This window comes from Xanthovirga aplysinae (assembly GCF_009711365.1).
Classification (GTDB): domain Bacteria; phylum Bacteroidota; class Bacteroidia; order Cytophagales; family Cyclobacteriaceae; genus Xanthovirga; species Xanthovirga aplysinae.
Genome location: NZ_SMMB01000996.1, coordinates 1 through 6,373, shown reverse-complemented (window position 1 = coordinate 6,373; position 6,373 = coordinate 1). Strand labels below are relative to the sequence as shown.

Sequence of the window (6,373 nt, the reverse complement as noted above, 5' to 3'; positions counted from 1 at the left end):
TTCTTCTTTAGTGCGTTAGGAGCCTTTAACGGAATATTATTAGGTTTTTACTTTATCATTAATGGAAGAAAACAGCAGTTATCCAATTATTTTTTAGGTGGGCTCCTCCTTGCCCTAAGTGTTCGAATTGGAAAATCGGTATTTTATTATTTCAATCCTCAAATAGCAAAAATATACTTACAAATTGGGCTTTCGGCTTGTTGGTTTATCGGCCCCTTTCTTTTCCTTTATTTAAAGTTTGCACTCCAGGAATCTGGAAAAGTCAAAAATCAATGGAAATACCATCTGATACCACTTTTTCTATTTATCATAGGAATAGGATATTTATATCCCTATCAGACTTACTCCTCATTTTGGAACCAAATTTTTGGTAGAATTATTTACTTTCAATGGATGATTTATATCATTGCTTCAGGTTTTCTCTTAAAAAGTACATTCAATGATATTTTTATTAAGAAGAACAAAATAAAAAGTCAGGAAATATGGATGCTTAGCATATTTTTCGGAAACCTTGTCATTTGCCTGACCTATCAAATGGTTCCCTATGTATCCTATTTATCAGGAGCCCTTTCTTTCTCCTTTGGTTTTTACCTATTATTACTTTTAATTCTCTTTCGAAAGAAAAAGAACTCCATACTATTCATAAACCCTCCTAAATACGGTGATAAAAAAATAAATGAGGAAGAAGCAAGCCCTCTTTTCCAAAATTTAGAGAGATTGATGATAGAAGAAGAACTATATAAGAACCCTAATCTTAAGTTACCGGATGTAGCAAAAAAACTAAATATTTTACCCCATCGGCTATCCCAATTAATTAACGATAATTTAGGTAAGAGTTTCAATCTGTATGTCAACGAGTATCGGATAACGGAAGCACAGAAATTAATTCAAGAAAACAACAACTTTACTTTGGAAGCAATCGGCTACGACTGCGGGTTTAATTCTAAGTCTACTTTTTATTCAACCTTTAAAAAGTTGACTGGGACTACTCCGGCCAAGTATAAAAAAGATTTAGCTTTATAAGGACTTTCTTTCCGGAATTATAATTCCGGACTCCTCTATTATAACTCCTAAATGTTTTTCCTTTAGGAGGCTATACTTTTACTGCAAACAAAAATTAAAAACGTCATGAAAAAATATTTTTGGTTCGCAGTATTAGTTGCATGTGTTCAATGTGCATATGCACAAACCGAACAAAAAGAAGTGAAGGCCACCTTACTGAATTACATTGAAGGAACCTCCTATAATCACCCTAATTTAATTAAGAAAGCATTTTTTGAGAAAGCCAATTTATATTTAACCAACAAGGAAAAAAAACTATGGATAGTACCTGCCGAGGAATATGCTGGATTTTTTGAGAAAGGAGAAAAAGGAAAGTTTAATGGGCGAATCGGGAACATCCTTTCAGTAGACATTGAGGAAGATGTGGCCCTTGCCAAAGTTGAAATCCTTATTCCTGCCAAAGACACCCGTTTTGTAGATGTGTTCCTTTTAAAAAAGGTAGAAGGGAATTGGAAGATTATGAGTAAATCCGCAACTAAACATGAATCCAATAAAAGTGGAGACCGCATCTTGTTTATTGTTTCCAATGCCCATTTTTACGGAAATTCTGATATTGGTACAGGCAATAGTTTTCCCGAAATAGTAAGTGCCTACAACACTTTTGAAAAAGCAGGATACACAGTAGATTTTGTAAGCCCGAAAGGTGGTGCGGTTCCCCTCACCTATATTAACCTATCCAATCCTTTACAAAAAGAATATTTCTACAATAATGATTTTATTGCTGCTTTAAAGGCCACCAAAACTCCTAAAGAAATTAACCCTTCCCATTATAAAGCTGTCCACTACATTGGAGGAGGCTCGGCCATGTTTGGAGTTCCAGAGGACAAAGAAATCCAGGCTATTGCTATGAGTGTTTACGAGGATAATCAGGGTATAATTTCCTCGGTTTGTCATGGCACGGCAGGAATTGTGAATTTAAAAACAAAGGAAGGAAAATATTTGGTAGCCGGAAAAAGAGTGAATGGGTACCCCGACGCCTATGAAAATAAAAAGGCATCATCCTTTAAACATCATCCCTTCTTGATACAAAAAACAATTGAAGAAAGAGGAGGAACATTCAAATATTCAGATCGTCGAAAAGCCCATGTGGAAGTAGACGGAAAGTTGGTTACCGGCCAAAACTACCAATCCTCTGCCCCTGTTGCACAAAAAATAATTGAACTGCTTGAAAGATCTGAAGTTAACTAAAGATCCGGGCTGAATTGTTTATTATTTGAAATAATATTAAAACTGGATCCAATAGTAATGTTAAATTCAGTCCTAAATTCTGATATTTTCTTAAAAACAGAGGAATTGGAAAAACATACCCAAAAAATCTTAATAAAAAATCCTATTAGACAGATTGAGATAGATGAGCTGATTAATAATATTTTAAATAACAAGAATCCCGCCTTTTTATTAATCGATTACGGAGATCATGATTTTGAATCCATAAAGGTTATAAAATACTGCCGGGAACAATTGCTTAAAATAGAATCAAAATTAATGGAGTTTCAAAAAATTGCTATTGTGGCTCCTCAACCCTATACCCATGAAAGTATAAATCCTGAAAAAATAGGGTACTTCCACTCTAAGAAAAATGCAATAAACTGGTTGCTTAATTAAATAGGATTTTCAATAAGTTTTAAGAATTAATGGGTTTAACAGCCAAATATATGAGCTACTTAGTGGGATCGATCTATTTTTCACCTTTCCAATGAATTGAATTTTGAAAAATAAATCGACAAATGAAAAAATCATTCATCATACTTATAGTTATCATTTTATATTCTTTGTTCTTGCCCAAATTCAAGAAAAATAAAATGATAACTCTTATGGAAGACCAAGAATTCATTAATTCTCACCCCGTTTCCAAGCATTTTGGGAATTATGATTTATTTGGAAGGATGAAACATTATAAGGTTCCAGGCCTTAGTATAGCCGTAGTAGAAAACGGGGAAATAGTTTGGGCTGAGGGATATGGCCTAGCTGACATAAAGGGTAAAAAAAAGGTAAACACCAACACCCTTTTTCAAGCTGCTTCTATTAGTAAACCACTTGCTTCTCTGGCCATCCTAAAATTAGCCGAACAAAACCTGGTAGATCTAGATGAAAATGTAAATAAATATCTCAAAAATTACCAAATTCCTGAAAATAAATTTACCAAAAGAATTAAGGTTACACTTCGAGCAATAATGGCTCATACGGCTGGCTTTAATGTAGAGGGATTTGTAGGATATAAATCTAAAGAACCTATTCCTTCCACAATTCAAGTCCTAAAAGGGGAAGGAAACAGCCCTAAGGTAATGGTAAATACACTACCTGAAAGTAGTTGGCATTATTCAGGAGGGGGTTCCACGATTATGCAAAAGGTAGTGGAAGATATTACCAACCAAGCCTTTGAAGATTATATGAAAATGGAAATCCTCGATCCTCTTGGTATGACCAATAGTACCTTTGCTCTACCACTACCCAAAAAATACCATTCAAATGTTAGTTTGGCTTTTGATACAAAGGGAAAATTAATGGAGGGTAAATGGCATAATTATCCCGAAAAAGCAGCAGCTGGCCTTTGGAGCACACCAACCGATATTGCAAAATACTGTCAAGCCATACAAGATATTATGTCTGGAAAGGTCAAAAATGGAATCCTAACCAAAGCCTCTATTGAGATGATGTTAAAAGACCATTATGGACTTGTTCCCTTTGTCTCCTCACCCAACAAGCCCGAGGGATATAAGCATTACTGGGGTTTAGGTCCTGAGATTATTGGGACTGGAGAATCTATGCGTTTCCAACATGCTGGAAAAAATGAAGGATTTAAAGCAAACTTTACAGCCTACGTGCATAAAGGACAGGCAATAGTGATAATGGCCAATGGAGACAATGGATATGATTTGATTATGGAAATTGAAAAAGTCCTTTCTGACTATTTCAAAATGGAAATTTGGCAATAACACAACCAATACAATTACCTATCCTATCTTTCCAAATGTTCCTACCATAAAATTTCCCTTATTTAACTTTCTTGATATTTTTTATAAAGGCATTTGATCTTTTAGACTTTACTAAAAAAAATAATACTTGGTTATCACTCCAAAGGTCATTTTTAACCTAATGAACCGCACCATTATTCCTAGTTTATAATTCCGTACTCCTGTTTTATAAGCCCAAATCACTTTCTGCTAAGGCAGTACTAACTTTTACACCTAAATCTAAGGACCAAGGATGAGGTTTTTTAACCAACTCCAATTTGTGCTTTTCTACCATATTAAAAGCACATCATAAAGCAATAAAAATAGAACGGAATGAAACTTTTGATTTTGACAATTAGGCTAATATTTATTACACTCCTCATCCCCAAATTTTCAATAGCTCAAACCATCCAAAGTATTTCTGGAAAGGTGGTAAATTCAAATAATGAATTACTAATGGGAAATGCCATAGCCATGGATGCCTCGGACTCTGCTTTTATTAAGGGCGTTAGCTTTTTGAATGGGGAATTTGAACTACATGAGATCAATAAAAAAGAGGTTCTGCTAAAATTGTCCTCCATACAATTTGCCGATACGATTATGTATGTCCAATATAAGGGAAAATCAACTTATGAACTAGGAACTATCATGGTAAAAGAGGGAGGTTTAAGTTTAGAGGCAATAGAAATTGTGTCTCAAGCTCCTCTTTTCACCCATAAAGCAGATGGAACCGTGGAAGTAAATGTTGCGAATACCATTTTGGCCTCTAGCACTACTATTGATGAGATTCTTATCAAATCTCCCAATATCATAATAGAAGATGATGAGATTTCAGTTTTTGGTAAGGGAGAAGCCCTCCTCTTTTTAAATGGAAGGCGGATTTCAAATGAACAATTGTCCTCCCTTTCTCCCGCCCAAATTAAATCTATCGAAATCATTTCAAACCCCTCTTCGAGGTATGATGCAGAGGGTGGAGCAGTAGTAAACATTATCACAAACGTAAATTTAAATGAAGGGTATAGGGGAACAGCCAGTCAATCTGTAACCCTATCAGAAATTGCCGGAGGAAATACACATTCCAATTTTAACATGGATTTCAAAAAAGGGAAGCTCTCTATGTTAGGGAATTATCAATTGCAGCTGGGAAAAAATAGGGAAATACTAAATACCACGAGAACCAGGCCTCAGGCAGAGGATTATTATAAGTCAGACCTACAAACCGACTGGAAAGAAAAGCTTTTAAACTATTCTAACCATGGATTAGGAATCCAGTACGACCTCAATGATAAAAGTTACGTCTCTTCAGAATATAGAGGCTTTGTTGAAAAATTGGGAGGAAGCGTTAAAAGTAAAAATCACATCCTAACCAATACAATGGATGGAATATTTGGAAGTGTGATTCATAATAATGACTTTATCTCCAACCACTCCATCACTGTAAATTATAATAGTAACCTCGATAGCTTGGGTTCATCAATTTTTATAGGAAGCCAGTATTCTAAATTTAATTCTGATGTGGATGATCTAATTGATGAACACAGTAAAATCAACGATCAGGAATCAAATAAAATCTTGAAAAATAAGGTTAATCGTGGGATTTCAATTGTCAATGGGCAAGTAGACTATACGAAAATTTTTTCCAACCTAAATAAATTAGAGATAGGAGTTAAAGTTAGTAAGGTACAAAACCAATCGAATTCGGATTTTTTCACCTCTGATCAAGGTGAAAATTTCATCTTAGACTTTAACCGGTCCAATTATTTTAACTACGAAGAGAAAATAGGGGCAGCCTATATCAGTTTTAATGGTCTCTTACAAGACAAATTCAATTATAGATTAGGGTTAAGAGGTGAAGGAACAACCTATCAATTAACAACAAGATTTCCGGAGGAAGATAGTTTTGAAGATAGTTACTTAAACCTTTTCCCCAACCTGGCTATTAGTTCCAAAATAGAAAATAAACCTGCCTTTATTTCTCAATTTGGCTTTTCTTATTCATTAAGAATAAGAAGACCCAGATATCAACAACTAAATCCTTCCGTAATTTATCAAGATGCCTTTACCACTATTGAAGGAAACCCTGATTTAATCCCCCAAAAAACCCATGCCTTTGAAATTTGGACCAGGCATAATCAGATTGAATTAAAGGCAGGGTATAATTACACGCTAGATCCCTTGGATGCCTCCGCTTTGCAGGGAAGAGATCCTAACACCTACGTCTTAAAAGCACTAAATCTTAAAAAACGCCATTCTTATTTTTCCTCTTTATCCATTCCTATCACAAGTAAATGGTGGAGTTCGATGAATACCATTAATTTAAATATTCATAAAAATATTGATGACCAATATGATTTCTC

At 34.7% G+C, this 6,373-nt stretch carries 5 protein-coding genes; all 5 read left to right on the top strand.

Going from position 1 to position 6,373, the window contains the following annotated elements; all coding sequences use genetic code 11:
• Positions 1 to 1,023: helix-turn-helix domain-containing protein (locus E1171_RS09930; RefSeq protein WP_155205850.1), on the top strand; the 1,023-nt coding region annotated here is incomplete at its 5' end.
• A gap of 105 nt (positions 1,024 to 1,128) precedes the next feature.
• On the top strand, positions 1,129 to 2,250 hold the full coding sequence (locus E1171_RS09925; RefSeq protein ID WP_155205849.1) for a nuclear transport factor 2 family protein: 1,122 nt from the start codon (positions 1,129 to 1,131) through the stop codon (positions 2,248 to 2,250).
• Positions 2,251 to 2,307: 57 nt separating this feature from the next.
• Positions 2,308 to 2,667, top strand: coding sequence for a hypothetical protein (locus E1171_RS09920; RefSeq protein ID WP_155205848.1), 360 nt, complete (start codon positions 2,308 to 2,310; stop codon positions 2,665 to 2,667).
• 209 nt (positions 2,668 to 2,876) lie between these two features.
• Positions 2,877 to 3,998, top strand: coding sequence for a serine hydrolase domain-containing protein (locus tag E1171_RS09915; RefSeq protein WP_187696375.1), 1,122 nt, complete (start codon positions 2,877 to 2,879; stop codon positions 3,996 to 3,998).
• Between the two features lie 351 nt (positions 3,999 to 4,349).
• The coding region (locus E1171_RS09910; protein ID WP_155205846.1) for an outer membrane beta-barrel family protein at positions 4,350 to 6,373 on the top strand (2,024 nt) is incomplete at its 3' end.

Coding starts and splice junctions, on each gene's coding strand:
- E1171_RS09925 (WP_155205849.1), top strand. CDS start 1,129: ATGAAAAAATATTTTTGGTTCGCAGTATTAGTTGCATGTGTTCAATGT.
- E1171_RS09920 (WP_155205848.1), top strand. CDS start 2,308: ATGTTAAATTCAGTCCTAAATTCTGATATTTTCTTAAAAACAGAGGAA.
- E1171_RS09915 (WP_187696375.1), top strand. CDS start 2,877: ATGGAAGACCAAGAATTCATTAATTCTCACCCCGTTTCCAAGCATTTT.